Raw genomic sequence first — 25,149 nt, 5'->3', positions numbered from 1 at the left:
TGCCATATCTCATAGAATCATACTGATAATTCGCTGTTTTCCATAACTGCGGACCATTGAAGTAGCATCGAACCACTAACAAAAATTAATTTTTATGACAACCGAAAAAAAATCAAACCAGAAGGGAACAAAGCATCTAAAAAATGACAAAAAACAGATTGGTATGCAAATTCGAAAACAAGATATAGCCTCAAAGGATATCGGCAAACATCTTAAAGTAGCTGCTTCAAAATCCAAAAATGCGATCTACTCCTTTACCCGCGACCTTATCGGGACACAACAAACCAAAGAACAATTTCTAGACGAAACCCAGCGACTATTCGATGCCAGTATAAAATTGACAGCGCCAGAACGTAAGATGGTACTCAGTGGGGTCTTAGATCAAGCCGGGCAAGCCGGTAGCCTATTTGTGATTCAAAACATATCAGCGCTCAAAAAGAAAGATGCGCGCACCTGTATGAAAGATTTTATGGAAGCCGGTGGAAGTATGCCAGATATAGCCGTTTGGTTACAGTATGCCGGGCAGGTGCTCAGAAAACATCGTGTGAAGTCGCCTGAAACCGCTAACATTGTCGTAGACGCGCTTGATGATGCCGCTGAATGGTTGGTAGATGCCCTTGAAGATACAGTAGATGGTATTGTAGAAGCTGTCGATGCGATTATTGATGCCGCAACCAATATTGGGGAAGGGCTAGCTAGGTTGTTCGAAAAAGTGGTCGCATGGACGGCTGAACAAATCGGTGATATGTTGGCCGCATTGATAGAAGCTGGGCGTGAATTGGGTGAATTTATCGGGGCCGTATTTGTCTGGACCTATAATCAAGCATCCAAGTTTGTAGAAGCTGCTTTTGCCGTAGGTTATACGATTGCCGATATTTTAAAAACGGTAGTTTCCGAATCCTATTTTGTAATGCGCAGGTTCGTAAACGGGATAATTAAAAACTTAGGCCCTATTTCCGATATATTCAATTTTGTTCTAGACCAAGCGGAAAACGCTACTAGTGCCTTATGGAGAAGTACATTGCTCGCCGTTCGATATGCCAAGGGAAGACTGATGAGCGCATTAGATTGGGTAGCGACGCAATCACAAATGGCACTTGAAGGTATGCTCAGAGCTTGGGAGAGTATTGGGGAGGCCTTAAGTACTTTTTACGAATGGGCCAATACGACAGGTACATTAATCTGGGAAAAAATAGGAATTGCTACGGCGGCCATTGGTAATTCTTTTTACTATGCATACCATTTCTTGACTACCAGTGCAATACCTTTTATTTTCGACTATACACGCGGTCTACTTGATGCCGGAATCGCTATAGCCGGGCTAATCAGTTGGGCGGTAACCGAAACCGTAGAAGCTTGTGCCGAAGTTATCCGTGCGGGGTTAGATGCGGGGCTTACCATTGGCAACATGCTTGTCGAAATCGCCCAGGACCCGGGAAATGCCCTGGGTATATTCATTCAAGGTATGCAAGATATCGGTCAAACGCTCGACGACCTCTTCCAGGCTGTCATTATAGATACAGCCGAAGAATTTCTAGAAGAAGTTGTGGCCATGCTCATTGAGTTGAGAGAGGCGGTTCAAGATATGCTCATGGCGACCTTGCGTTTAGGTGCTGCGGCCTTCGCAACGCTTATTGCCCATTTGTTCTGTCTTTTGGGCAGCTACAGGGGGCTTAGACCAGAAGAGGAAGCGGACGCAAGATTGGTATTTGGCAATAGCCTAGACTATCAAAATGTCTTTTTGTCTACCGAAGACCCACTGAATTTTATCATTTTCGGAATTCAGGATTTATGGACTAAGGAGCCCCAATCCAGGGCCTTTGTAACTATCAATCTTATTAACTTTGATGTGAGCGACGGAACTATTGATCGCCCAACGCTTATTCATGAGCTTACGCACATTTGGCAAAGCAAAGAGGTGGGCGGTATTTATATGGCCGAAGCTGCAATTGCACAAACCGATCTTGGAAGCGGGTACAACTATGGCTATGCCGATTCTAATGTACCTGTAGCCAATTCGTTGACTATTAATGATCGTTACGATGGCATAACCACAAATCATAGAAACTTAGGCCGTATTTTGGGAAGAAACGGTGAAACGGCACTCAATGATGCAAATGGTGACTTTGAGGCCTTCAATAGAGAGCAGCAAGGGCAAATAATGATGCATTGGTTTGTTAGAAAGCATCTCACCTTGTTGGACACGGTAGGGAATCCCGTTGTTTTTGATACAGCAGCTTTTGATCCGTATCAACAATTTGTATTCAATTCATAAGTTTTGAGGTTGACTAGCATATTATCCTCGAAACTCGTAAAGGAGGCCATTGAGACAAACTTGGCCAAAACAATTAAAGTTGACCATTGGCTTACTCCTAAATCTATTCCATATAAGAAAGATACGATTGTAAAACTTTTGAATCAGAATGGGGTACATTATGGTAACGTGATTCTATTTGTTCAATATGGAAAAAGGAATCCAGCTGATTTTCCAGAGATCTGTGTTGATGATCTTGTACTATCGTTGGTATTTTATAAAACAGTAGCTGATATCGTGAATTGGATGATGGCCATAAAGCTATATTCAAAAGTACAGCCACAAAAAGTTCTGACGCTTGCCATGATGAAACCGCTCTATATGAAATGGGGCGAAAAAATCTATCAATGTTTGCGAAGACATCGCTATAACAAAGGTCAGGTGAAAAGGCACTTTGCAGATACGACTACTAATGTAGAGTTGGGCCATAAACTCAGCCGAGGTTGTACGCTTGCCATTTATGTCGGTCATGGCAGAAGCCGAGGCTGGTCTGGCTATCGCGGTTTTCGATGGCGACATTTAAACCAATTCAAGCAGACCGTGCCCATTGGTAGTCTTATTTCTTTATCGTGCAACAGCCTTCTTCATGACAAAAAGGAATCATTGCCTATGGGACTTCAGCTCATTATGGAAGGGCGAAGTTGTACGTTCTTTGGTACATGGGATTCCGTTCATATCGTTCCCTTACGTACCATTACCAAAATTCTGTTAGCAATATTTACAAATGCTCAAAAAGTAACCGTAGGGGAATTAATTGCCGATGCGCATTCACAAGTGCTAGCATTAAATGATGCTTTGGTGCTTGAAAATTGGTTAAAATTCCGGTTAATCGGGAGTCCTTTTCAGATAATTTAAGGCGGGGTCACCTGATTACCTTCATTGATTTGTTGGGGAGAGATATTTTATTAAAAGCAATACATACGTAAGTCCAAAAAAACTGTTAACTTCCTCATCGGTAATTCTTATGTACTAAAAGTGGGGCGCTATTTTCTGGGGAGTTTATTCTTCTTCTTTTTTTTAACGGGACATTCTCAAAACCTATCAGGCACAAAACTGAAGATTAAAAAATCTGATGGAGAAATTGTACTCGACGGCATTCTTGATGAACCTGCTTGGAAAGATGCCGATGTAGCAGACAATTGGTATCAGAACTATCCGGTCGACAGTCTGCCTTCCCCATTTCAAACGGAGGCACGGCTGACCTTTACCGATGAATTTATTTATGTCGCATTCGTTTGTTTTGATGATGACAGTCCCGATAACGTTAGCACCCTTCGAAGAGATTTCGAATATCCTTTAAATGATAATGTTTCCTTTATTTTCGGCCCTTATAACGATCGCCTGAACGGGTATTTCTTTAATGTTACCGCTGCCGGAGCCAAACGGGATGGTACGGTATCAAGTGGCGGCGCCGGAGAAAACGCCTTTAATATTTATTGGGACAATAAATGGTATTCCAAGGTTGTACGGTACAAAGATAAGTGGATTGCAGAATTGGCTATTCCGTTTAAAAGTTTTAAGTACAAAAGCGATGTAAGCGAATGGAATGTCACTTTCGATAGGCTTGATAAAAAACGAAATATCAAGTCGGCATGGGTAAAAACGCCCAGACAGTTCTATACGGGCACCTTTGCCTATGCCGGGCAACTGGTATGGGAAGATCCGATTCCTACGGCCAGAACCAATATTTCCGTCATTCCGTATGTTTCTGGAGGCCTATTTCAAAATCGTCAGGTAGACCCCATCGAATCTTCTGAAGAACTGCAAGCCGGTTTCGATGCCAAAATAGGTATCACCCCTTCCATGAGTTTAGACCTCACCGTGAATCCTGATTTTTCCCAAATAGAAGTCGATGAGCAAATTCTTAATTTATCGCGGTTTGAATTTCAGTTCCCTGAGCGGAGACAATTTTTCCTAGAAAACACCGATCTCTTTGCCAATGCGGGTTTTGAATCCGCTCGGCCCTTTTTCTCGAGGCGTATCGGTATTGTTCAAGACACCGCTGGTATTGCTCAAAAAGTTCCCATTTTGTATGGTGCCAGACTTAGCGGGTCCATAAATGAAAAATGGCGCTTGGGTCTTATGAATATGCATACGAAGAAAATGTTGGAATTGGGATTGCCCGCCCAGAACTATACAGTCGCCACCTTACAACGAAAGTTTTGGCAACAGTCTAGTTTCTCAACGACTTTTGTAAATAAAGAAAGTATAGGAGTTGGAGAAGGAGATTCCTTGAAATATTACCACCCCAGTATATATGGGAGGGCGAACCTGGACGAGCATCTTAAACCAAACACTTACAATCGTGTAATCGATGTCGATCTGGTACTGCGAAGTAAAGATAACAGATGGTACCATAGTTCTTTTTTAGCCAAATCGTTCGATGCCCGTGATAAATCAAAGACCATGTCGGGCTCTGCCTTTTTTGAATATTCGGATCGAAGCCTGAATGCAAATTTTGGAACCTTCTTTGTAAATGAAAACTTCAATGCAGAAGTAGGTTTTGTGCCAGGTAGCAATGTGTATCCGGGTCAAATCGGTTATTATTCCGAAGTAGCCTACAAAATGTATCCCAAGAACGATGCCCTTCTATTTACGGGTCCTCAAGCTAGCATGAATGACACCTATTTACCGAACGGTACTTTGGCGGATAGGGAACTTGCCCTGGGGTACGTTTTCGATTTTAAAAATTCGGCGAACCTGACATTCGATTACCAATATATTTTTCAATATTTGACCATGGATTTTAATCCGGTAAACAATTTTAAGTACACTAAATTTTTGGAAGGGGAGGGGTACCATTGGAATACCATTTCCGCCACTTATCAAAGCAACACGACCAACAAATTCAATTATTTGTTGAACTCAACTTATGGTGGATTTTACAATGGCACCAACCTAAATATGTCGGGCGAGCTGAATATGCGTTTTCAGCCCTATGTGAAATTAACGATGCGTTTTGATTACAATAATCTAAAATTACCTGAAGACTACGGTGATGAAGAGCTAATTCTTTTGGGGCCGAAGCTAGACGTCACCTTTACCGATAAATTATTCTTTACGGGCTATTACCAGTATAACAACCTGGCCGATAATATGAATTTGAATGCACGATTGCAATGGCGTTACAAACCGGCTTCCGATTTCTTTATCGTTTATACCGAAAACTATTTTCCAACCGGTTTTGCCAGTAAAGACCGCGCACTAATCTTTAAGTTTACGTATTGGATAAATATCTAGTGCGGATGCTAAATTCAGCGTTTCGTGAACTATAATAAATCGCAGAATTGGAGCCTGTGATTTTAAAAATAGTCCCGCAATAGCAGTCATAAAGAACTGTTCGTTTATCTTTAGTCAAAGTTCGGAAGCACTATGGTGTAAAATGAACTTTTTTACTTGAATTAGAAACCAATTAAAATAACAAACCATGTCTGAAGTACAACTAAAGTCTACCGGTCGGCTTTTATCCCTCGACTTTTATAGGGGGTTAACCATGTTTTTACTTATTGCCGAGTTTACGCACCTCTTCAATTTTTTCGTATTACCACAATTTGAAGGAACTTTTATTCATGCTATTGGGTCTCAGCTGCACCATGTTCGTTGGGAAGGACTACATTTTTGGGATTTAATCCAACCGTTTTTTATGTTCATTGTTGGAGTCGCCATGCCATTATCTTTTTCAAAAAGAATGGCGAGAGGGGATTCTTATAAGGATTTAAGTATACATGCCGTTAAAAGGGCATTTTTAATGTTACTCTTGGGCTGGGCATTATATTGTATCGATCCAGGAGAGATTGTTTTCAGGTTTCAAAATGTATTGGCACAACTAGGCGTTACCTATATTTTGGCTTTTTTGATAATCCGTAAATCCGTAGCAGTTCAAATTGGTTTTTCAATACTCTTACTTTTAATTACCGAAGGCTTATATCGATTCTTTCCTGTGGAAGGCTTTACAAATGCCTTTGTCAACGGAGAAAATTTTCCGGCTTGGTTTAATATGCTTATATCAGGGGAAGATAGTGGAGCCGGGTGGGCTATGTTTAACGCTATTCCAACGGCGGCACATACCATATGGGGTGTTATGGCAGGTCAATTACTCATAGGCAATTATTCGGCCAAGAAAAAGCTGTTAATCTTGTTTGCGGCAGGGCTGATCGGATTAGTTATAGGGTATGGTCTGAGTCCATTTACGCCAATTATAAAAAAGATAGCGACCAGTACCTTTGTTTTTGCCAGCGGTGGATGGTCGTTGATAGCACTCGCTTTATGTTATTGGTTGATCGATATCAAAAAATATCAAAAAGGGGTGTTGTTCTTTGCCATAGTCGGTATGAATCCGCTATTTATTTACCTTTTTGCCCATGTTGGGGGCGCTGAACTTATTAAGAAAATATTTCTTCCATTTTCAAATGCCCTATTTGGTTGGACCGGCGAATTGAGCTCACAAATCATTTTAAGTTGTATTGTACTTTTTATGCTTTGGTACATTTGTTACTGGATGTACAAAAAGAAAATATTTATCAGAATTTAAGAAGCAATCAAGTCCCACAGCTTCGATAGTGTACGGCAAATACAAAGTTTTGAACCCGTTGGGAATTTACTTTATTTTGCGTAGCTAATACGGCTGCGCCGCTTTTGCTCATTCGGAGAAATCAAGATTGTCATAAATAGGGATTGGGGTATTCTAATTCCATAAGAAAATTACAAAGTTGAAATTTTGTAATTTGTTATGCGAAATGACAAGGGATATAATAGACATAAATGATTTTATTATTTTGGTAGAAGAAGCCAAAGTAAATGAACCTACAACCGACGCTTGCTTTTTTGATGAGGCCCTGATTGCAGTTGCTTTTTATGGGTCAGGTAATGTTGATCTAACCGTTAAATACGGCACTAAACAAAAAGAGTTCAGTCATACCAAAGGCTTGGCACTTTCATTTTATGCCAATGACAACGTAGAATTCATTCATTCGGTTTCCGCTTCAAAACCTTTGGAATGTATTGTCATTGCTACAGCTGCAAAGACAATTGATAAGCTGCCCAATCAAGAAGGTGAGCTATTTGGAGACCTCCTTAATCAGTTGGTCAATCCTTCGGATCACTATGTAGAAGGACCTAGTTTTATCATGACACCGGATATGCAGGCTATTGTCGACTCCCTATTTAATATTCAATATGAGGGGAAAACAAAAATGATGTTCTTCCGTAGTCAAATCACAGCATTACTCTCTCATTTCTTTGGTCAGCTAGCCCTTGTAAGAACGCAACGTATCAATACGGCTGAACGCGAAAAACTAAATCAGGCCAAAGACATCTTATTACAGCATATTGATAATCCGCCATCACTTAGTGAAATCTCCAAACAAATAGGATTGAACACCTTTAAACTGAAAAAGGAGTTTAAAGCATTCTTTGGGGTACCTGTATTTAAATACCTTCAAAACGAACGTCTTACGCTCGCGCACAAACTCATCAGAACTCAAGAATCGACAGTACAGGAAGCCGCCTGGCATGTTGGTTATGACAGTTTGAGTTCATTCTCCAATGCGTTCGAAAAAAAGTTCGGTTACAGACCGAGCCAAATCAAGTAATTTAGGCACACTCCGTTTCGAACAGATCATACTCCTTTTAAAACAAACCTCCAGCACAACATTGAAATAGTTTTGCCATGTAACTTTTAAACTAAGAGACATGAAAATTAAACGCGCCATTGTATTGGGTATCCTCATTTGGAGTATTGGCATCCTATTGTATTCAATTTCTTATAATGTGCCCCTTTTAGAAAATCCAGAGACACAAGCAAATCTTGCTTTGTTTGTAGCTGTCATCCCATTGGTTTGGTTTGGCTGTTGGTTTTACTACAAAAAAGATAGTCAAACCCATGGTTACCGAGTTGGTCAGACACTGCTATTAACTGCTGTTACGTTAGATGCACTCATTACAGTTCCATTTTTTGTGATTCCAAAAGGAGGAAGTCACTATAGCTTTTTTACCGATTTAGGATTCTGGATGATCGCCATTGAATTTCTATTGGTAGCCACATTGTACTGGTATGCCCGTGTAAATCCGCAAATAAATGCATCAAAACAATAAGGTTATGGACATTACTTTTGAATATATCGCAATGGCTCTACTGGTGTTTCTCACCGGACTATCGGCAGGATTATGTTTTACTTGGACAAATGCGATAACACCAGGCATTGGTAGGTTAGATGATATGAGTTATCTCCTGTCTTTTCAGCAGATGAATAGAACTATAGTAAACCCGATGTTCCTTATTGCATTTTTTGGGCCCGTTATATTGGGGCTCCACAGTTTGATTGCCTTTAGAGGTGCTACAACGGCACTATTCTGGGTATTGCTCGTTGCCGTAGCCATTTATTTTGTAGGCGTGGCACTTGTGACCATTTTCGGAAATGTGCCCCTCAATAACATTTTAGATGCAACGGAATTAAGTACGGCAAATCAAGTGGACTTAAAAACCTTAAGAGAACTCTTTGAAGTAAAATGGAATCACTTGCATCTCATTAGAACCATAAGTGCTACGGTGTCATTTGCACTCCTTATCATAAGCCTTATTCAAATCACAAGAAATACGATTGGAAACGGAATATAAATCAATAATAATTTAAACATAAATCAAATGAAAGAGCAAAGTAACATTTTAGTCATAGGCGGAACTGGAAAAACAGGCCGTAAAGTGGCCAACAAATTAACCAAAGCCGGCCATAATGTTCGTATAGGTTCACGATCGACGTCACCCTCGTTTGATTGGGACGATTCAGAAACTTGGGGCCATGCGCTTCGGGGTATGGATAAAGTGTATATCACTTTTCAACCCGATTTAGCTGTTCCGGGAGCCTTGGCAGCTATAGAGGAATTGACCAAACAAGCGAAAAGGGCCGATGTAAAAAAGTTGGTGTTGTTGTCGGGTAAGGGAGAGCCCGAAGCTGAACTTTGTGAGCAGGTTGTGATACACTCAGGATTGGCTTATACGATTGTTCGAGCGAGCTGGTTCAATCAAAATTTTAGTGAAAGCTTTTTTCTGGAACCTATTCTCGAAGGCTTTGTGGCTTTACCACAAGCCGATGTCAAAGTACCCTATGTAGATACAGATGATATTGCCGATGTAGCTGTAGAAGCCTTATTGCATAACAAGCACGATGGAAAAATATATCAACTTACTGGCCCCAGAACACTAACTTTTAGAGAAGTGATTCAAGAGATTGCCGAAGCAACGCAAAGAGATATTGCCTTTACGCCAATTGCTTTGTCTGCGTATATACATGTTATGAAGGAGCAAGGTGTTCCCGCAGATTTCATTTGGTTGATCGAGTACTTGTTTACCGAAGTCTTGGGCAATCCTAACACTGCGGAAATAACCAACGATATCGAACAGGTACTTGGCCGACCACCGAAAGATTTTTCCGAGTATATAAAAGAAACAACAACTGCTGGCATATGGAATCCGCTAGTAACAAACTAAACTACTATGCCACATTTTATAATTGAATGCTCAGCGCCTGTTATGGCTATGAAATCTCCAGAAGAAATCATACAAAAGGTATACGATACAGCCGAGGCCACAGAGCTTTTTAGCAAAGGTGATATCAAGGTAAGAATCCATCCGTATACCCATTACACTATCGGAAATACCAAGGATGATTTCATTCATGTGTTCTCCTATATCATGGAAGGTAGGAGCCATGCTGAAAAAAACATGCTTGCAAAACGCTTGGTTACCGAACTCAAACTATTATTCCCAAATGTACCCATAGTCTCAATCAATATAAAAGACTTTGAAAAAGTAGGCTACTGCAATAAATCCATGGTCTAATACAGGAAAATGATAAACATCAGAAGAGCGACAACAAGTGATATCTCAGCTATCGTGCAAATGATAGCTGATGATACGCTTGGAAAAACAAGGGAGAATTTTCAAACGCCATTACCAAAGGAATATCGTATGGCGTTTGAAAACATAAATGCGGATAAAAATCAGGAACTCATTGTTGTTGAAAATGAAAAGGCAGCGGTTATTGGAACATTACAGCTATCTTTTATACAATACCTCACGTATTGCGGAGGCATAAGAGCGCAAATTGAAGCGGTAAGAATACACAAAGCATACAGAGGTATGGGCATTGGTGAAACCCTATTGGAATGGGCAATCACACGTGCCAAAGAACGTAAAGCGCACGTGCTTCAATTGACCACGGATAAAAAAAGGCCGGAGGCACTTCGCTTTTATAAAAAGCTTGGTTTTATAGCATCACATGAAGGCATGAAAATACATTTCAATTAAAATTGAATCCGTAATGACAGACAACGAAAAAAAAGACCTCATAAAAACAAGTTGGGCACTGCACGCTCAAGTTGAAAGGGGTTACTTGAATCATCAAGCAAAACAAGGAGATGATGATTGGTTGGAAAAACAAAGATTGCTTCTTGCCGATATGGCTCTACATCTGCTTCAAACCGCGATGTTACCAGGAGAAATCAAATCAGAAAGACTTCGCGATAACCTTCATGCCGTTCTCACAATTTCCGATCAGTTCTTACCTCAAGCGGATTTAAAAAAAGCAACCGAAAAAATATACTCCGAATAAATACTTTGACTCCGATCAAGGGTTAAATCCATACTTTAAAAAATGTTGTAAGGTCAACTTACTTTGCATCTTCAAATATTATAATTTAGAATATCTTCACATAGACTGTAATAATTTGAAAAAGCAGCCACTAATCAATAAAATTGAGTATTGAGTAGCGATTTTTATAACATATCCATTTTACCGTATGCCGGCATAATTATCAAGTTATGTAGGGCCTATACCGATTCTCAAGAGGACTTTGAAGATTATTATCAAGAGGTGTGTTTGCAAATATGGCGTAGTAAAGAGCGCTTTCGTGAGGAATCGCAATGGAGTACTTGGGTTTACAGAATAGCATTAAACGTTTGTTTGACATTGCTTAAAAAGGATAAAAAAAATAAGAACCATTTTGTATCCGATACCTTGGTCGCTGAACAAACAGAAGATTCTCATGCGTTTTCTGACGAATCTTTAAATGTGCTATACGATGCCATCAGACAACTATCGGAAATCGATAGGGCGGTTATTATGCTCTATTTGGAAGAAAAATCACAAAAAGAAATCGCTGAGATTATAGGAACCAATCCTAACAATATCGGGGTACGCGTTAAAAGGATTAAAACAAGATTAAAAAAAATAGTAGATGGAAAAATCAATTGAAGATATCTGGAAAGAAGGTTTTCTCAAAACAGATGCATTGATAGCACCTAAAATAAATAAACTATACAGCCAAAAATCAATTCATGTCATTGATAAATTTAAAAGAATGTTTAAAATAAATTTGATTGCAATTGTCGCATTCTCATTTATCTTTTTAATTGTCTCTTTCTTTATAGGAATACCAATAACAGGTGTTATATTTTTTGTTACCCTTTCAGTTCTTGTTTTTATCAATAAGAAGTTATTGAATGATTTAGAGAAAATAGATTTAGGTGTAAGTAGTTATCAGTACTTAAAGGCTTTCAACCAATGGAAAAACAAACAGATAGCTATCAATAAGAGAATGTCAAAATTTTTGTACCCAATTATATTTATATCAATGATTTTAGGATTTTGGTTTAAAGATGCTGAAGGCATTCCGTTGGGTGAAAGATTAGTAAATGAAATTCGTATAGGTTTTCCTGATGTCTATTTGGTATATGGAATTCCGCTAATAGGAATCATTAGTGTAATATTAATTTTAGTCTTACTGGCGTTTTTTGGAGGTCAAATTTATAAATGGGATTTAAATATTGTTTATGGAAGAGTATTCAAAAAACTAGAAGAATTGATGACAGACATAGAAAGTTTAAGGAGCTAAACACCTCATAATGGGCTGACCTTATTAAACTTTTTGTGATATTATAAAAAAATATGATTTACATGTAATAAATTTTGTTTTCAGCCACTAACCAAGAAAACACCAATTATTATGACATTACAAGAAGCATATAACTTTTTTGAAAGTTTAAAAACTGAAACAACTAAAAAAGAGGAACTGAAGGTTTATGAAAAATTCCTTCATATTTTAAATGAATTGAAGAATAGGGAGTTCTCTAAAGAAGAAATTCAATCCATCGAAACCGCACTTGAAAACTTGAGTTTAAAGGCTAGTCCCGAAAATAGAAAAAAGTACTTTAAGAAGGCACTAAGTAAATTTGAGAAATATTTAAAGGATACCTTTTCCTTGACTCCCAAAGGATACTATACTAACCTGAGTGTAAGTTTAGGAGTGCTATTTGGAGTTGTTATGGGAGTTCTAATAGGTGAGCGTTTTGAAAAGTCTTTAGGGATTTCCTTTGGCATATGTATTGGACTGTTTATTGGAGCATATATAGGTCGTCGTATGGATGCTCAGGCCCAAACAGCTAACAAGGTGCTGTGACCCCCTACCGTATTTTAACATCTTGTTTTGCTGCTATTCCAAATTTTTCGGAACCATCCGACGAAAAAATAAATCGGTAATTGTGTTACCTTTGCAGCTATGTTCGTGTACGCTGAATTATGCCGAACAATGGTAATTAGTAGGCTAAGCCGATTTTAAGAAAGGCGCATACAAGTTTGAAAATGAGGAGAATCCCCCTAAAAAAGTTGTCAAAGAAGTTAATTACGTACGTCACATTTATAAGTCTAATAGGTATTATACTATTGGGGTGTAGCTCGACCAAAAAAAGTAAACAGGAAATTGTCCTCTATGGTCCCAATCAAAATACTGTTCAAGATAATGGCAGTAATGGCAACACAACAACTACCGCACATGGTTATAGCGTTCATAATCATGACTCCATTACCCAAAACACCGCCGAATTAATACCAATCCCAACCGAAGCTGAAGATTCATTGGCACAAAGCGGTACAACTGCCGAAGAAAACGAGATTGAATCACAGGCTAATTTAGATAGTGCAAGCCCGGTTGCGGAAAAGATAGTAGAGAATTATCTGAACAGTGAAATAAAGGAGCCTGGGGGTCATTGCCTTACCGTGAGTAAAGGTCGTTTTGAACAGGCGTATAAAGAGGTTTACGGACATTTGCCCTATCAAGATCTACCGGTTAGTATGGCCTCAAAATTCTACACCCCTAAACAGGTGTTTAATTCGCTCTACGCTTCCGCTTCAGACGTAAAAATGGAATGGCGAAGCCTACCCGAAGAATATAGGGGCAAGGGCAATGCAGGTGCGATTACGTATGCGGGTATGGGTACTTTGGTAGATACGTCAGGCATTTGGAGTGGCCAATTAAAACCGGGGGCACTCATGCAGGTTTGGCGGTATAAGGAAGATTATGAAAAGGTAGTGCAAGGCGTAGATGTGAAAAAACTAGATCCTTACGGACATTCGTTCATTTTTATAAGCTATCTGCGCGATGAAAATAATGAAATTGTTGGGCTTAAAATAGCCGATCAAGGGTTTCAAAGTTACAGGCCTTTAAGACCTAGTGATTACGAAGTGTGGTGGGCGGTGAACCTTAGTATTTAGCGGATGGATTTAGAGTAAGATAAAAAATTAACATTTTAAATGTAATTTACTCTTAACTAATACGTTACACGATAGGAGGCTTACTCTTAAATCCACAGAAAAACCATGCTTTTTTTTTCGCTACTACTAGCTTTAGGCTTTACCAACGAAATACCACCTAAAATAAACAAGGTGGCAGCCCAGAGCTTTGTTGCAGAAAAGCCCTTGCCCATAGCGAATACCATGAGTTTTAAGGAAGGGGCAACCATTCGATTTAAAACCGATCCCGATAGTATTGTGGCTTCGTATGCCAGCTCTAAAGTAGCTGCCGATAAACTTCGTTTGCGCTTAAAAGAAGGCCTTCGATCGGGTACCATCTCTTTTGACAACATTAAAAAAGCGTTTACCAATCAATTAGTCGACAATATCATACCGCACTGGTATGGCACGCCTTGGAGTTTCGGGGGCCATACAGCGGTGCCTAACCAAGGTAAAATCGCATGTGGTTATTTTATATCGACCACCTTGCGCGATATGGGTATAAAACTCAATCGGTATAAATTGGCTCAAAAATCACCTATCGATGAAGCTAAAATGATCAGTTGTGGCTCGGCAATTAATAAGGTGGTACAGAATACTTCCGAAAAAGCCTTTGCAGAAATTGATCGCTTAACCAAAGAAGGACTCTACTTTATCGGTTTTGACGAAGGCCATGTGGGCTATCTCTTAAAACGTGAAGGTGAACTCTTTCTAATCCATTCCAACTATCTTTCCCCAGTATCGGTTTGTATGGAAACACTCAAGGAATCACGCGTTTTTAAGCGATTTACTAAATTTCATTTGGTCGCTATTTCCCATAACGAGACCCTTTTGCAACGTTGGCTGAACAATGGCACGGTATTGTAATATATAGCACTCCGTCAACTTCAGAATGTACTATTATTTCTTGTACATATAGCTCTGCCTAAGTAAGGCAAAGTATTTGGTATTACCCTTTCTATTTCCTCATCTCCAACGCACCAGAAAAACAATCACCCACGGGGCAATCACATTTCCTGCGGCTATAAACTTTCTTCTTAAAAGGCAATGACACCAACGCGGGAGATGTTTATATGTGAATAAAATTGAAGCATGCAACAAATGGTGGAAATTCCTTAAGGTATACACTAAAGCTGGCAGATTACACACTTTTGTAATCGGCAGATCGATATTTTGGTTTATTTGTTTCTAAATTACTTCCAGAATGGGAAACAGCCCATACATAATCTACCTAAGCCAGTAAAAATGAAAAGAATAATTATAAGAAGTTTTGTTGTAATTCTTGTACTAGTTGTACTTGTTTCATGCGGTTGCCAGAAGATTGTGGGCGGTGTAGATAAATTCTATCATACCTTGCCCATAAATGGTGTAGATCGAGAGTTTATCGTTGATTTGCCCTCAGATTATGATTGCGCAATTGACTATCCTGTGGTCGTTGCATTTCATGGCTTAAGTCAATCTAATGAAAGAGCTTGGAATCTTTGGGGTTGGAAAGAAAAAGGGGAAACCGAGCAAATTATAACGGTGTATCCCCAGGGGTTGTCCTATACCTTTGGCCCAAACCAAATTTCAATGACCAAATGGGATGACGGAGAGCTAAGCGACCCTGCTAATCCGTCAGACCTTAACCCGGCAACACAAACCGTAGCAGATGATGTTGCTTTTGTAAGGTCAATGGTGGCATTTGTTAAGCTGGGCTACTCCACAGATCAAAACAAGTTTTATGCCAGCGGTTTTTCGAACGGAGGCGGTTTTGTGTGGCGCTTGGCCATGGAAGCAGCCGATATTTTTCAAGCCTTTGCCCCAAGTTCAGGTATCTTAGAGTACCCCGGCGTAACCCCGATAGCGTATAGGCCCGTGTATTTTTCTGCGGGTGATTCAGAATCTTTTGTAGTGGATAATAACAATAATCTTCCCCTAAATCTGAATGCTGCCGAGATTACCGCCTTTATGCAAGATATACATGATACAGAATTGGATGCCTTGCAAATTCAAGACAATTACACGGTACTTAGTGAAAATGCGGACCGTATAATTATGGTATGGAATCAACCCATTGACCCAACACAAACACATTTTTATAAACTGGTTTTTTGGTCAGATACAGAACATGTGTATCCAAGTGCGCTAAATTCAAACAGAAACCCAAATCTTCATCATCTCGTTGATGAATATTGGGGATTTTTTGATTCGCTTTGAATTTTAATGCCATAAGGTTTTATATAAAAAGACGATTCAAGGCAAAAGTATTTGTCACTTCACTTTCTTTTTTCAACACTCCATCTCGCACAAATTTTTCAAGATCAGAAAGCCCAAAAATTAGGTCGTCTTCTATAACCTGCTTTGAAAAGGTAATGAAATAAGCCTTGCCCAAGCTACGATAAAAGCGAAATGGCTACTATGAAATGTTATTTTACTACAAATTACATTTTATCGGCGGTTGACATCCCCTGGGCACTATAATAAAAACCTATAACTGAAATGTTAACCTTCTACTTTTTCTTTCATTAAAAAGTGAAACTAAAAATGAATGTTTCATTAAAATCAAAAATTATGGAAAGTGATATTAAGTTATTTGAGAGAGGTGTAGTCCAAGTTGAAGGTAAAGAACTGTTTTTACAAACGCACGATATCAAACTGGACAATGCCGGTAGACGAACAGGGTCTGGTCACCGACGCGCTCTTGTTCATGACCACCAAGACGGATTGACCATAAATTATAATGGGGACTATCCAGGTGGTGTTACAATTAAAGGCACAATTAAGGTAGATGCTATTGAGATGCCAACAATACGGCGCTATTTCGGGCATTCCTCGTTAATCGCCACCATTGGGGAATTGAAACAGCAAATCGATAGTTTACAAGAAAGAGTCGAAACCTTATCAAGATCTTAAAACAAACGTCATGAGAAATAGTTTTAAAGCAATAGCAGAATTTATGGATCCCGTTGATCCGGCCAGAAGTCTACGGAAATTACTGGGCATGCATCTATTGGAAGAAGGTGACGGATATAAAGAAGTATGGCGACGACATAATCACCCTAATGGTATTACCCAACGATTTTTTACATTCAATACGTATTTAATGGACATTCCTGGAGCAGGTAGAAAACCAGCTGTTGAATACCGTGACGCTGAAATAGGAAAGTATACAGCCGATAATTTTGATATTTGCTGTCTCTCCGAAGTCTGGCTTAGGGAAGAACGAATTGATCTTCTTGAACAATGGCCCGCTTCAGCCCATGTTGAACATGAATCAGGAGGCGCTGCATGGATAAATTTACGGGCTATGTTAGGTTCTTCCGGGTTAATGACCATATCACGGACTCATGAAATCCATCGTAAAAATTTCTATGCCTATAAAAATGAATCCGGAGCCGATAAAAACGCCAAAAAAGGATGTTTGCTTACCGTATTGACGCCCTTTGCCCACGAAACCTTTAGAACCTCCAGTAGTCTGAACATCTACAGTACGCATATGAATGCGTCAGGTGATGCAAAGAACAAACAGGTGTTTGAATTAGTGAAGTTTATTTGGGAAACGATGGATAAACAGGTAGGTGATACTTCACGACCAGGCCGCCCCGGATTGAACAACAATATTTTATGTGGCGATTTTAATTTGGACCGTTACCAACGGGGAGGTTCATTACGTACAGCTGATGTGCTTCGGTGGTCTGAAGTGCGTGCACTTCCGACGCACCTACAACGCGCTGTAAACCATGAAGTACTGTCAGATGGTACGGTCACGAATAATTTAAGAAGCGCGAAAACCGCTTTTCATTTATTGCGAGATCTGCTTTCAGTACTTGGATTTAAAGATTTATGGGCTACACGAAACGGAAGCGCAGGATATACCTCAAATTTACCGACCTCACCCATAGCTTCCAATGTTCCGATTCGTGATTCGGAATTCCCATTCTATTGCGATGATACGGTAGTGCCCAATACCCGCACATCGGACAGACCTACAGCCATAGATCATTTATTCGTAACAGGGGCTACCGCAAACACCTCATTTACGATAGATTTCACAAGGCCCCGTCGCCCATTTACAGTGCGCCCAGATGGTGCAGCTGATTTAGATGATATACGATTTATGTCGGACCATTTGGGCATTTCAACAACGATTATGCTAACCCCCAAATAATAAAGGGAAGGCAATCATTATAGCTAATAAATCGCATATTTAAAAAGAATCTAAAAGGCTATCTTATAAATGGCCTTGGCAGGCGCTGGCAAATTGTGTTTAAAATACGATGTAAAAAGCGAAAGTCTACTAGACTTTTGGTTTTTCATGCGAGACGATGCGGCTGGGAAAGCAATTTGATTTTATAAAACAATCGAGCGCTGGGTAGCGGCTATTTTACATAACCCGTGACAAATAAGATTAGCCAGTGGCTGATTTTATTTGGGGGCGAGACGATGCGGCTGCCTAATGCGGGTCGCAAATTAGCTTGGATAAAATTCTTAAGAATAGTAAGATGCATTCCAGTAAAACGGCTTTTACAAAATGGCTGACGATATGATTCGCTGACGCGAAGTTATATCTGATATTATATCAAATACGGTAGTATACGCCGTTTTACAATATAAACATATTTGAACCATAATGTTCTGCGTTATGTAACTTGAGCTTTGGTTAAAAGCGAAAGTTTCTACTAAACTTCTATGATTTTTTTCTTTCAACAAATTCTTTAAAATGTAATGGAATACTCTTTACCCAAGCGACGATAGGAGAGAAGTGGTAATGTGTATGGAATGGGAAAAATGCCAATTATTTGCTAAAAACCTTGTGTATTTAAAACACAATTATATATTTGTGTATATAATAACACAACTAATTCGACGTTTGATACCTGAATTCACTTCTAATGGATTATTACCCCAAGGAATTCATTGGGCAACTTTAGATGACATTAAGGAAAAGCTAAGTTTTTCAACAAAGAGAAGAACACTAATAGCTGGATTAGAACTGGCTTTAAAAAGCTTTAAAATTGCTGGCTGTGAAAAAATGTATATTGATGGAAGTTTTGTTACTTCAAAAAATGAACCAAGCGATATAGACGCCTGTTGGGATATCTCAAATGTAGACCCGACCAAATTAGACCCAATACTTCTAATTTTTAGCAATAGAAGAGCCTTACAGAAAATGAAATATGGTTGTGAATTTTTTCCAAGTAGTGAAATTGCAATGCCCCCTAATACTAGATACTTAGATTTTTTCCAAAAGACTAAAGATGATGAGAAAAAAGGGATAGTTGGAATCAAACTTCAAGAATTATGATAAAAAACGAAAAACAATATCGCATTACCAAAAATGAACTAAAAAAGTTCAAAGATGCATTAGTATTATTAAAAAAAAGTAATGTTACTGATATTCATCCTTTATTAATTAAGGCTCAGTATGATTCTATTGAAAGTCAAATTCAAGAATTGGAAGAAGAAGTCCTGGAATATGAAAAATTAAAATCTGGTGAAGTAAAAAAAATCGTTATTGATATTAATGACATTAGCACAGGGTTAATCAATGCAAGAATAGCCAGAGGATATAATCACGAAAAACTTGCAGATTTACTTGGAATTAAAGCACAGCAAATCCAAAAATACGAATCCGAGAATTACACTAAAACTAGTTTAAATCGATTACTAGAGATAATAAAAATATTAGAAATTGGAGGTGAAACTGTTCTTAGTCTTTCAAACAGAAAAATTGAAAGGTCCAGTTTTAAATTTTCACTACCACCAAACGTTGATACGGAAGGAATAGGAAGAATTATTAGAGATAAGCATGTCCCATTTGAAATTTGTTAAATAATATGAAAACTATAACTTTTTATTCTTACAAGGGTGGCGTTGGAAGGTCTCTTACTCTATCCAATATTGCCATGCGATTGGCTGATTTGGGAAAAAAAGTATGTTTAGTAGATTTTGATTTAGAAGCTCCAGGATTACATTTGAAGTTTAGTGATTATATTGAATCATCCGAATTAAAAAAAGGTGTAGTTGAATATATTTCTGATTTTCAAAATGATGGTTTTTTGCCAGATACGTTTGATTCTTATCTTTTGAAAATTCACTATGATAGTACTTTGAGTGGTGCAATTTATTTTTTTCCAGCAGGAAATTTGAATACCAATGCATATTGGAAAAAACTATCTTCGATTAGTTGGAAAGAGCTTTTTTATTCCAAAAATAATTTAGGAGTTGAGTTACTATTGAACCTAAAAGAGAAAATAAAAAATGAAATAAATCCAGACTTCCTACTTATAGATTCTAGAACAGGGATAACCGATATTTCCGGGATGGCAATGACTTTACTATCCGATTCCGTAGTTATTCTAGCGGCAAATAACAAAGAAAACTTAATTGGGAGTAGAAGAATAATTAAGGGTTTGAAAAATGACTCAAACAATTTAACTGGAAAATTACCTAAAACATATTGTGTTTTAACTCGAATACCATACTATCCTAATCCTGAAGAGAAATACAAAGAAACAAGAATGGTAAAAAAGGCCCTTCATACTATAAATAAAGATGAAAAACTAATAGATAAACTTTTTGTAATCCACTCAGACCCTGCTTTAGAAGTAGAAGAGGAGTTCAAAATCAATTATTTAAGTAAAAACACCAAGAATGTAGTTCCAATTGAAGAAGATTATCTTACCCTTTTCAAGGAACTAACTACAGGTGATTTAGACCAAAAGCAAATTGATAAGTTTAATAAACTCAGAGAATCCGAGTATCTAATTGAAGAAGCTTTAAATAGTCGTGACAATGCTCTTAGATTGAAAAAACTCAAGGAAGCTTTAGAGCTAAATACTGACTCAGATGAAATTCATAGTATGATATCAATAACATACGGTGAGTTAGAATCATACCATGAAGCATTAGAGTATATAGAAAAAGCTATTAATTTAAATGAAGATGAACCTAATTATAAGGTTATTGAAGCTCATTGCTACCTAAGTCTAAAAAAATACAATCTCGCAGAAAAAAAACTCTTAAAGCTTTTAGCAAAACATTCGAATAATTTCGAAGCACTACATGTTTTAACTGTAATTAAAATATCCCAAGGACAATTTGAAAAGGCATTGAAATATAGCAATGAGTTATTAGAGTTAGCTCCAGAAGACCATAATATATATAATTTACAAGCTAATGTTTATAAAGGTTTAGGTGATTATGAAAAGGCTTTCAAAAGTATTTATAAAGCATTAGAAATTAAACCTAATAGTATAGACTCAACTGGTACTTTGGCTGAATTATACTTAGCTAAAGGTGATTATAAAGAGTTTTACAAAAATTTTCAGCTTGCATTAGTTTTTGGCATGGATAGTAAATATTTTCAAGAAGTGTTATCACACTCTACCAATATATACAGACCTCTATTTGAAGATGAAAAGTTTACTAATCTTTTGGAAAAATACAGGATAAAAGTGAAATTGCCAGAGTAGATTAAAGGCCTAAGAAAATTTTGGCAAAACAATAGGGGAGGGGCGCGTTAAGAATTTTAGGGGGCTGTTTACAATACTTATTGACTGGCAATATTGGTTGTATGACCTTAAGCAGTCTTAAGGGTTACAATAAATCCTAAAATTTAGCGACCGACCCGTACATTGTTTCTAAAATTAACTGTTAGCCTTGAAATCGTAGATTAACGAATACCTTTAAAAGACAATAGATATCAATGAGTATCTTTTTGTTTCTTTTTTTATCAAGAAAAAAAGATAGAAATAAACGGTTACTGGTCGCGGTGTTGAAATCCTATTTTACATAATGTTAGAAACACCTAAAGAAAAACTTCAATCAAGTCGAGAGGTTAGCAAGGGCTAAGAATTTTGCTCGCAGAGAAAATTTTAGCTGTTGCGGCAAGCTGACGAGAATGTCGTAGAAAAAAATTTTGCACACATTTCTTCGAATACTCAAATTTTAAATGAATCTAAGGCTAGCTTTTATATGGCGTTGGCAAGCGCTGGCAAATTGTGTTTAAAATACGATGTAAAAAGCGAAAGTCTACTAGACTTTTGGTTTTTCATGCGAGACGATGCGGCTGGGAAAGCAATTTGATTTTAATAAACAATCGAGCGCTTGGTAGCGGCTATTTTACATAACCCGTGACAAATAAGATTAGCCAGTGGCTGATTTTATTTGGCGGCGAGACGATGCGGCTGCCTAATGCTGGTTGAAAATTAGTAAGAATAGTAAGATGCATTCCAGTGAAATGGCTTTTACATAATGGCTGACGATATAGAACACTGGCGTGTTGCTATATCTGCAATTATGTAAAATGCAAGCATACGCCGTTTTACGCTATAGACATATTTGTACTATAATTTATATTATGTAAAATAGAATATTTGAGAGGGCACTCCTACCTGCTGAATCAGTCTTCGCTAATTCTTCTTTTTACGAAAGTTTATTTGATCAACGATAGAAATTTCTCTATCTGCTCCCCGAACTTATAATTCAAATCATCGGCGTCTTTAAACCGGGTATAAAAATGTCCCAAGTCACTAAGCCGTTGTTGAAAATCGATTAGGCTCGCCTCTTTTACGTCCGTGTCCTTAAAATAGGTATAGATCAATGGCCGTTTGTTCATTTTAAAGGCATCGAGGGCCTTTAAAAATTCCTCTTCGGTATATTTCCCCGCCTTGGTATAGAATAGGCTGATAAAAACATCGCATCCGGCTATCGCCTTGTTGTATTCGTCCTGTAATCGGCTGGCGGACATGGCATCCATAAAATCTTCCCAAATGATCAGCTCCAAATAGTAGTTTTCCTTGATCAAATTCTTGTTCTTTCGCCCTATCAATATCTCAAAGGCCCTTCGATCATCGGCCAGTTCCGAAGAAGATGCCAAAAATAAGGTAACGATTTTGAGCTTTTTATTTAGCGTCTTATAGTATTCGCCCAAAGTCATCAATTCCGACGGAATAAAGACCTCTCCCGACGGCACCGCTTGGGTAATTACCGACACCGTTTCCCGTAAAATCATCTCCTTGGAGCCGTTCGGAAGAAAAATCGATATTTTAAAGGTCAACGGAAATTCCCCCATCGTTTTCGGCATAACGTCAAAATTCCACTCCGTATATTCATACGCGTCGACAGGCTGTTTGATATTGTTCAAGGCGGTAATCTCAAAATGCGGATTGGGCAAAAACTCCACCTCCATAACATCCGACACCCGAATATCTTTTTTGACCACTACCTCCCGATTTCGTTCGGGAAAATCTTTGATAATGGTAACTTCATCAAAACCGATCCGAATAATACAGCGATGGGTATTCTGCAATTGCATTTTCGTAGGAATACTATGCGCCAATACCCCCTTGTTCGGCATTTTCGAGCTTGTAGCATTATCCTGTCCGCCCACAATGCCACCCGATACTCCCGTTTCCTCGAGACCCTCAAATTCCACTCCGGCACGTTCGCCCAACCCGGGCTGTACTTTTCCCTCTTCGAACACCGTTTCTGAACTACTGGCCTCACCGACCGTACCCTTTCCTATAATTCCCCGAAACTTACCGAACAAGCCGCCAATTACATCGGTTACCGAGCGTTTTGCCTTTGGCAATTTACTTTTCTTTGTAGCCTTAGGTCGTGGAGCGGTCACCGAAACTGGCCTATCATGGTCAACATTACGCTTTAGATTAAAACTCGATAGTAATTGTTCGATGTCCAAGCTCCAATGGGCACTATTCCTAAAATCCCAAACTTGAAGGTGTGCAAGTTGTTCGGGCAGCTCACAATTCGCTATGCGTATCGGAAGTATCATTTTTTCTAGCCTTATCGCCAAAGCGACTTCTTCCATTACTTCAGATGAACCAACGGAAGTATCGGAAAGCACTACAATCAATATGTCGCCTTTACCTATTTGCCGCGCTTTGGTATTTTCTCCTTCTGTGCCGGATTGAAGAGGACTATTGAACCACACGATATGCCCTTCCCTTCTAAGGGCATCGGCCAGCTGCGAAACAAAGGCCAGGTCACTACGGGAATAACTGATAACTATGCTCTTTTTACCCATGCAGCATGCTAGATTTAATGGAGTGAAATATCAAGGGGGAAGTTTTGATACGGCAAACGTAATTGTTTGCAGCAAAAAAGTTACAATAAAATTCTGAAAGGGAAAGAAAGCAGCAGGGATTCCTTGTTGGAAGAAGTATAAAAAACATCTCTAAAAATCGGACTTGAGGAAACCTATAAAAATACTTTTGGCCATACGTCGTATAAAAACCAGAAGGCTAATTCACGAAATATGGCCAAAAGTAAGTGCTTTTCTTAGAGCACCGCTTCCACCCTATTTGTTTGAAAACGATCACCAACCTATCTGCGCATGACCAGTGCTACACATAGCTTGGCTAATAATTACGGGCGACATCGACATATTCGTCGACATCTTTTCGCAATTCGTTGAATTCGGAAAACTGTTGCTTGACCTTATCAACATAATCTTCCACGGTTTTTCGATGATCCCGAATCGCAGCAATAATCTCGTGATTATTCCTACTAAACGAATCAAGGCCATTTTTAAGCGTTTGTAGGCGTTCGAACAAACTATAGGTGTTCGGTTCACACACATACGAATTTAACTTGTCACGTAGCTGTCTTACGTATTTCTCGTTGCGTTCCAATCGAAGTACCAAGGCACTTTGATCTTCAAATCGAGAGGTATCGGGCGACCGATCGTAAACAGCTCTTCTGCGTTCTTGGGTAAGTTGTTGAGTTGTTTCCATTATAAATAGATTTAAGTGTAGCTAATCTAAATTGTAAGAAAATTATTATAATTTACACAAAAAAACGCAATAATCCAAGATCTAACACACATAAAATCAGACTTTAACCTTTATTTATCCTAAATTTCAGATTTTGTTAAAATAAGTTGATTTTAATTTGGTTTTACTTTACTTCCTTTATAAATTCATTTTAAAATTAATATATGGATGTTAACTTTGAATACGACGATGTAAATGCAAGCCAACGCCTTGAGGCTTTGGCCATTAAGAAGATTAACAAATTGCTCGACAAATATGATTTTATTGTTCGGGCCGATGTTTTTTTTAAGACGGAAAAGACATCATCACCCGAAAAAGGTAAAATCTGTAACATTAGACTCAGTGCTCCCGGTCCCCGGCTTTTCGCCGAATCGAGTCATGGCTCGTTTGAGGCTTCAATCGCCGAGTCTGTGGGTGATTTGGAAAGACAATTGGAAAAACGAAAGGCGAAAATGAAATCGCATTAAGTTCGCGGGTCATGGTCCGGCAATAA

At 38.6% G+C, this 25,149-nt stretch carries 25 protein-coding genes; 23 read left to right on the top strand and 2 right to left on the bottom strand.

Features of this window, described 5'->3' with window-relative positions:
• Positions 1–94: 94 nt before the first annotated feature.
• From BLS33_RS00750 to BLS33_RS00645, 22 genes are all read left to right on the top strand, one after another.
• A complete protein-coding gene (locus tag BLS33_RS00750; RefSeq protein ID WP_089884308.1) occupies positions 95–2,275 on the top strand; it encodes a hypothetical protein in 2,181 nt (726 codons plus the stop codon).
• Between the two features lie 3 nt (positions 2,276–2,278).
• Positions 2,279–3,169 (top strand): hypothetical protein, encoded by an 891-nt coding sequence (locus tag BLS33_RS00745; protein ID WP_143017551.1) that lies wholly within the window; start codon positions 2,279–2,281, stop codon positions 3,167–3,169.
• Positions 3,170–3,289: 120 nt separating this feature from the next.
• On the top strand, positions 3,290–5,554 hold the full coding sequence (locus tag BLS33_RS00740) for a carbohydrate binding family 9 domain-containing protein (protein WP_089884304.1): 2,265 nt from the start codon (positions 3,290–3,292) through the stop codon (positions 5,552–5,554).
• 187 nt (positions 5,555–5,741) lie between these two features.
• On the top strand, positions 5,742–6,845 hold the full coding sequence (locus BLS33_RS00735; RefSeq protein ID WP_089884302.1) for an acyltransferase family protein: 1,104 nt from the start codon (positions 5,742–5,744) through the stop codon (positions 6,843–6,845).
• Between the two features lie 205 nt (positions 6,846–7,050).
• On the top strand, positions 7,051–7,905 hold the full coding sequence (locus BLS33_RS00730) for a helix-turn-helix transcriptional regulator (RefSeq protein WP_089884299.1): 855 nt from the start codon (positions 7,051–7,053) through the stop codon (positions 7,903–7,905).
• Positions 7,906–8,005: 100 nt separating this feature from the next.
• On the top strand, positions 8,006–8,407 hold the full coding sequence (locus BLS33_RS00725; protein WP_089884297.1) for a DUF5367 family protein: 402 nt from the start codon (positions 8,006–8,008) through the stop codon (positions 8,405–8,407).
• Positions 8,408–8,411: 4 nt separating this feature from the next.
• Positions 8,412–8,930 (top strand): anthrone oxygenase family protein, encoded by a 519-nt coding sequence (locus BLS33_RS00720; RefSeq protein ID WP_089886117.1) that lies wholly within the window; start codon positions 8,412–8,414, stop codon positions 8,928–8,930.
• A gap of 27 nt (positions 8,931–8,957) precedes the next feature.
• Positions 8,958–9,800, top strand: coding sequence for an NAD(P)H-binding protein (locus BLS33_RS00715; RefSeq protein WP_089884295.1), 843 nt, complete (start codon positions 8,958–8,960; stop codon positions 9,798–9,800).
• A 6-nt stretch (positions 9,801–9,806) separates the two neighbouring features.
• On the top strand, positions 9,807–10,151 hold the full coding sequence (locus BLS33_RS00710) for a 5-carboxymethyl-2-hydroxymuconate Delta-isomerase (RefSeq protein WP_089884294.1): 345 nt from the start codon (positions 9,807–9,809) through the stop codon (positions 10,149–10,151).
• A 9-nt stretch (positions 10,152–10,160) separates the two neighbouring features.
• On the top strand, positions 10,161–10,619 hold the full coding sequence (locus BLS33_RS00705; RefSeq protein ID WP_245731232.1) for a GNAT family N-acetyltransferase: 459 nt from the start codon (positions 10,161–10,163) through the stop codon (positions 10,617–10,619).
• Between the two features lie 13 nt (positions 10,620–10,632).
• On the top strand, positions 10,633–10,923 hold the full coding sequence (locus tag BLS33_RS00700; protein WP_089884292.1) for a hypothetical protein: 291 nt from the start codon (positions 10,633–10,635) through the stop codon (positions 10,921–10,923).
• 150 nt (positions 10,924–11,073) lie between these two features.
• On the top strand, positions 11,074–11,565 hold the full coding sequence (locus BLS33_RS00695) for an RNA polymerase sigma factor (RefSeq protein ID WP_089884290.1): 492 nt from the start codon (positions 11,074–11,076) through the stop codon (positions 11,563–11,565).
• Positions 11,549–12,205: a hypothetical protein gene (locus BLS33_RS00690; RefSeq protein ID WP_089884288.1), complete on the top strand. Its 657-nt coding sequence runs from the start codon at positions 11,549–11,551 to the stop codon at positions 12,203–12,205. Before BLS33_RS00695 ends, BLS33_RS00690 begins: the two co-directional genes overlap by 17 nt.
• 111 nt (positions 12,206–12,316) lie before the next feature.
• Positions 12,317–12,769: a hypothetical protein gene (locus BLS33_RS00685; RefSeq protein ID WP_089884286.1), complete on the top strand. Its 453-nt coding sequence runs from the start codon at positions 12,317–12,319 to the stop codon at positions 12,767–12,769.
• A 182-nt stretch (positions 12,770–12,951) separates the two neighbouring features.
• Entirely contained in the window at positions 12,952–13,860 is a 909-nt protein-coding gene (locus BLS33_RS00680) for a hypothetical protein (RefSeq protein ID WP_143017550.1), read from the top strand.
• Between the two features lie 105 nt (positions 13,861–13,965).
• Positions 13,966–14,745: a hypothetical protein gene (locus tag BLS33_RS00675; protein ID WP_089884283.1), complete on the top strand. Its 780-nt coding sequence runs from the start codon at positions 13,966–13,968 to the stop codon at positions 14,743–14,745.
• A gap of 378 nt (positions 14,746–15,123) precedes the next feature.
• Positions 15,124–16,077, top strand: coding sequence for a CE1 family esterase (locus BLS33_RS00670; protein WP_089884281.1), 954 nt, complete (start codon positions 15,124–15,126; stop codon positions 16,075–16,077).
• Between the two features lie 354 nt (positions 16,078–16,431).
• On the top strand, positions 16,432–16,773 hold the full coding sequence (locus BLS33_RS00665) for a hypothetical protein (RefSeq protein ID WP_143017549.1): 342 nt from the start codon (positions 16,432–16,434) through the stop codon (positions 16,771–16,773).
• A 10-nt stretch (positions 16,774–16,783) separates the two neighbouring features.
• Entirely contained in the window at positions 16,784–18,028 is a 1,245-nt protein-coding gene (locus BLS33_RS00660; RefSeq protein WP_089884277.1) for an exonuclease/endonuclease/phosphatase family protein, read from the top strand.
• 606 nt (positions 18,029–18,634) lie between these two features.
• On the top strand, positions 18,635–19,165 hold the full coding sequence (locus BLS33_RS00655; protein ID WP_089884274.1) for a DUF6932 family protein: 531 nt from the start codon (positions 18,635–18,637) through the stop codon (positions 19,163–19,165).
• A complete protein-coding gene (locus tag BLS33_RS00650) occupies positions 19,162–19,692 on the top strand; it encodes a helix-turn-helix domain-containing protein (RefSeq protein WP_089884272.1) in 531 nt (176 codons plus the stop codon). Before BLS33_RS00655 ends, BLS33_RS00650 begins: the two co-directional genes overlap by 4 nt.
• Before the next feature lie 5 nt (positions 19,693–19,697).
• Positions 19,698–21,335 carry a KGGVGR-motif variant AAA ATPase gene (locus BLS33_RS00645; protein ID WP_089884270.1) on the top strand — a complete coding sequence of 546 codons (1,638 nt, stop codon included), beginning with the start codon at positions 19,698–19,700 and terminating at the stop codon, positions 21,333–21,335.
• A 962-nt stretch (positions 21,336–22,297) separates the two neighbouring features.
• Here the strand turns inward: BLS33_RS00645 and BLS33_RS00635 are convergent.
• Both BLS33_RS00635 and BLS33_RS00630 read right to left on the bottom strand, forming a co-directional pair.
• Entirely contained in the window at positions 22,298–23,908 is a 1,611-nt protein-coding gene (locus BLS33_RS00635) for a toll/interleukin-1 receptor domain-containing protein (RefSeq protein WP_089884265.1), read from the bottom strand.
• A gap of 334 nt (positions 23,909–24,242) precedes the next feature.
• Positions 24,243–24,617 (bottom strand): hypothetical protein, encoded by a 375-nt coding sequence (locus BLS33_RS00630; RefSeq protein WP_089884263.1) that lies wholly within the window; start codon positions 24,615–24,617, stop codon positions 24,243–24,245.
• Between the two features lie 203 nt (positions 24,618–24,820).
• On the opposite strand from BLS33_RS00630, the gene BLS33_RS00625 reads away from it, so the two are divergent.
• Complete coding sequence (locus BLS33_RS00625) at positions 24,821–25,123, top strand: HPF/RaiA family ribosome-associated protein (protein ID WP_089884261.1); 303 nt, start codon at positions 24,821–24,823, stop codon at positions 25,121–25,123.
• Positions 25,124–25,149 lie beyond the last annotated feature (26 nt).

The sequence above is a fragment of the Kriegella aquimaris genome, assembly GCF_900103215.1.
Taxonomy (GTDB): domain Bacteria; phylum Bacteroidota; class Bacteroidia; order Flavobacteriales; family Flavobacteriaceae; genus Kriegella; species Kriegella aquimaris.
The sequence above is the reverse complement of the archived record's forward strand: the minus strand, read 5'-3'. Positions and strand labels throughout refer to the sequence as shown.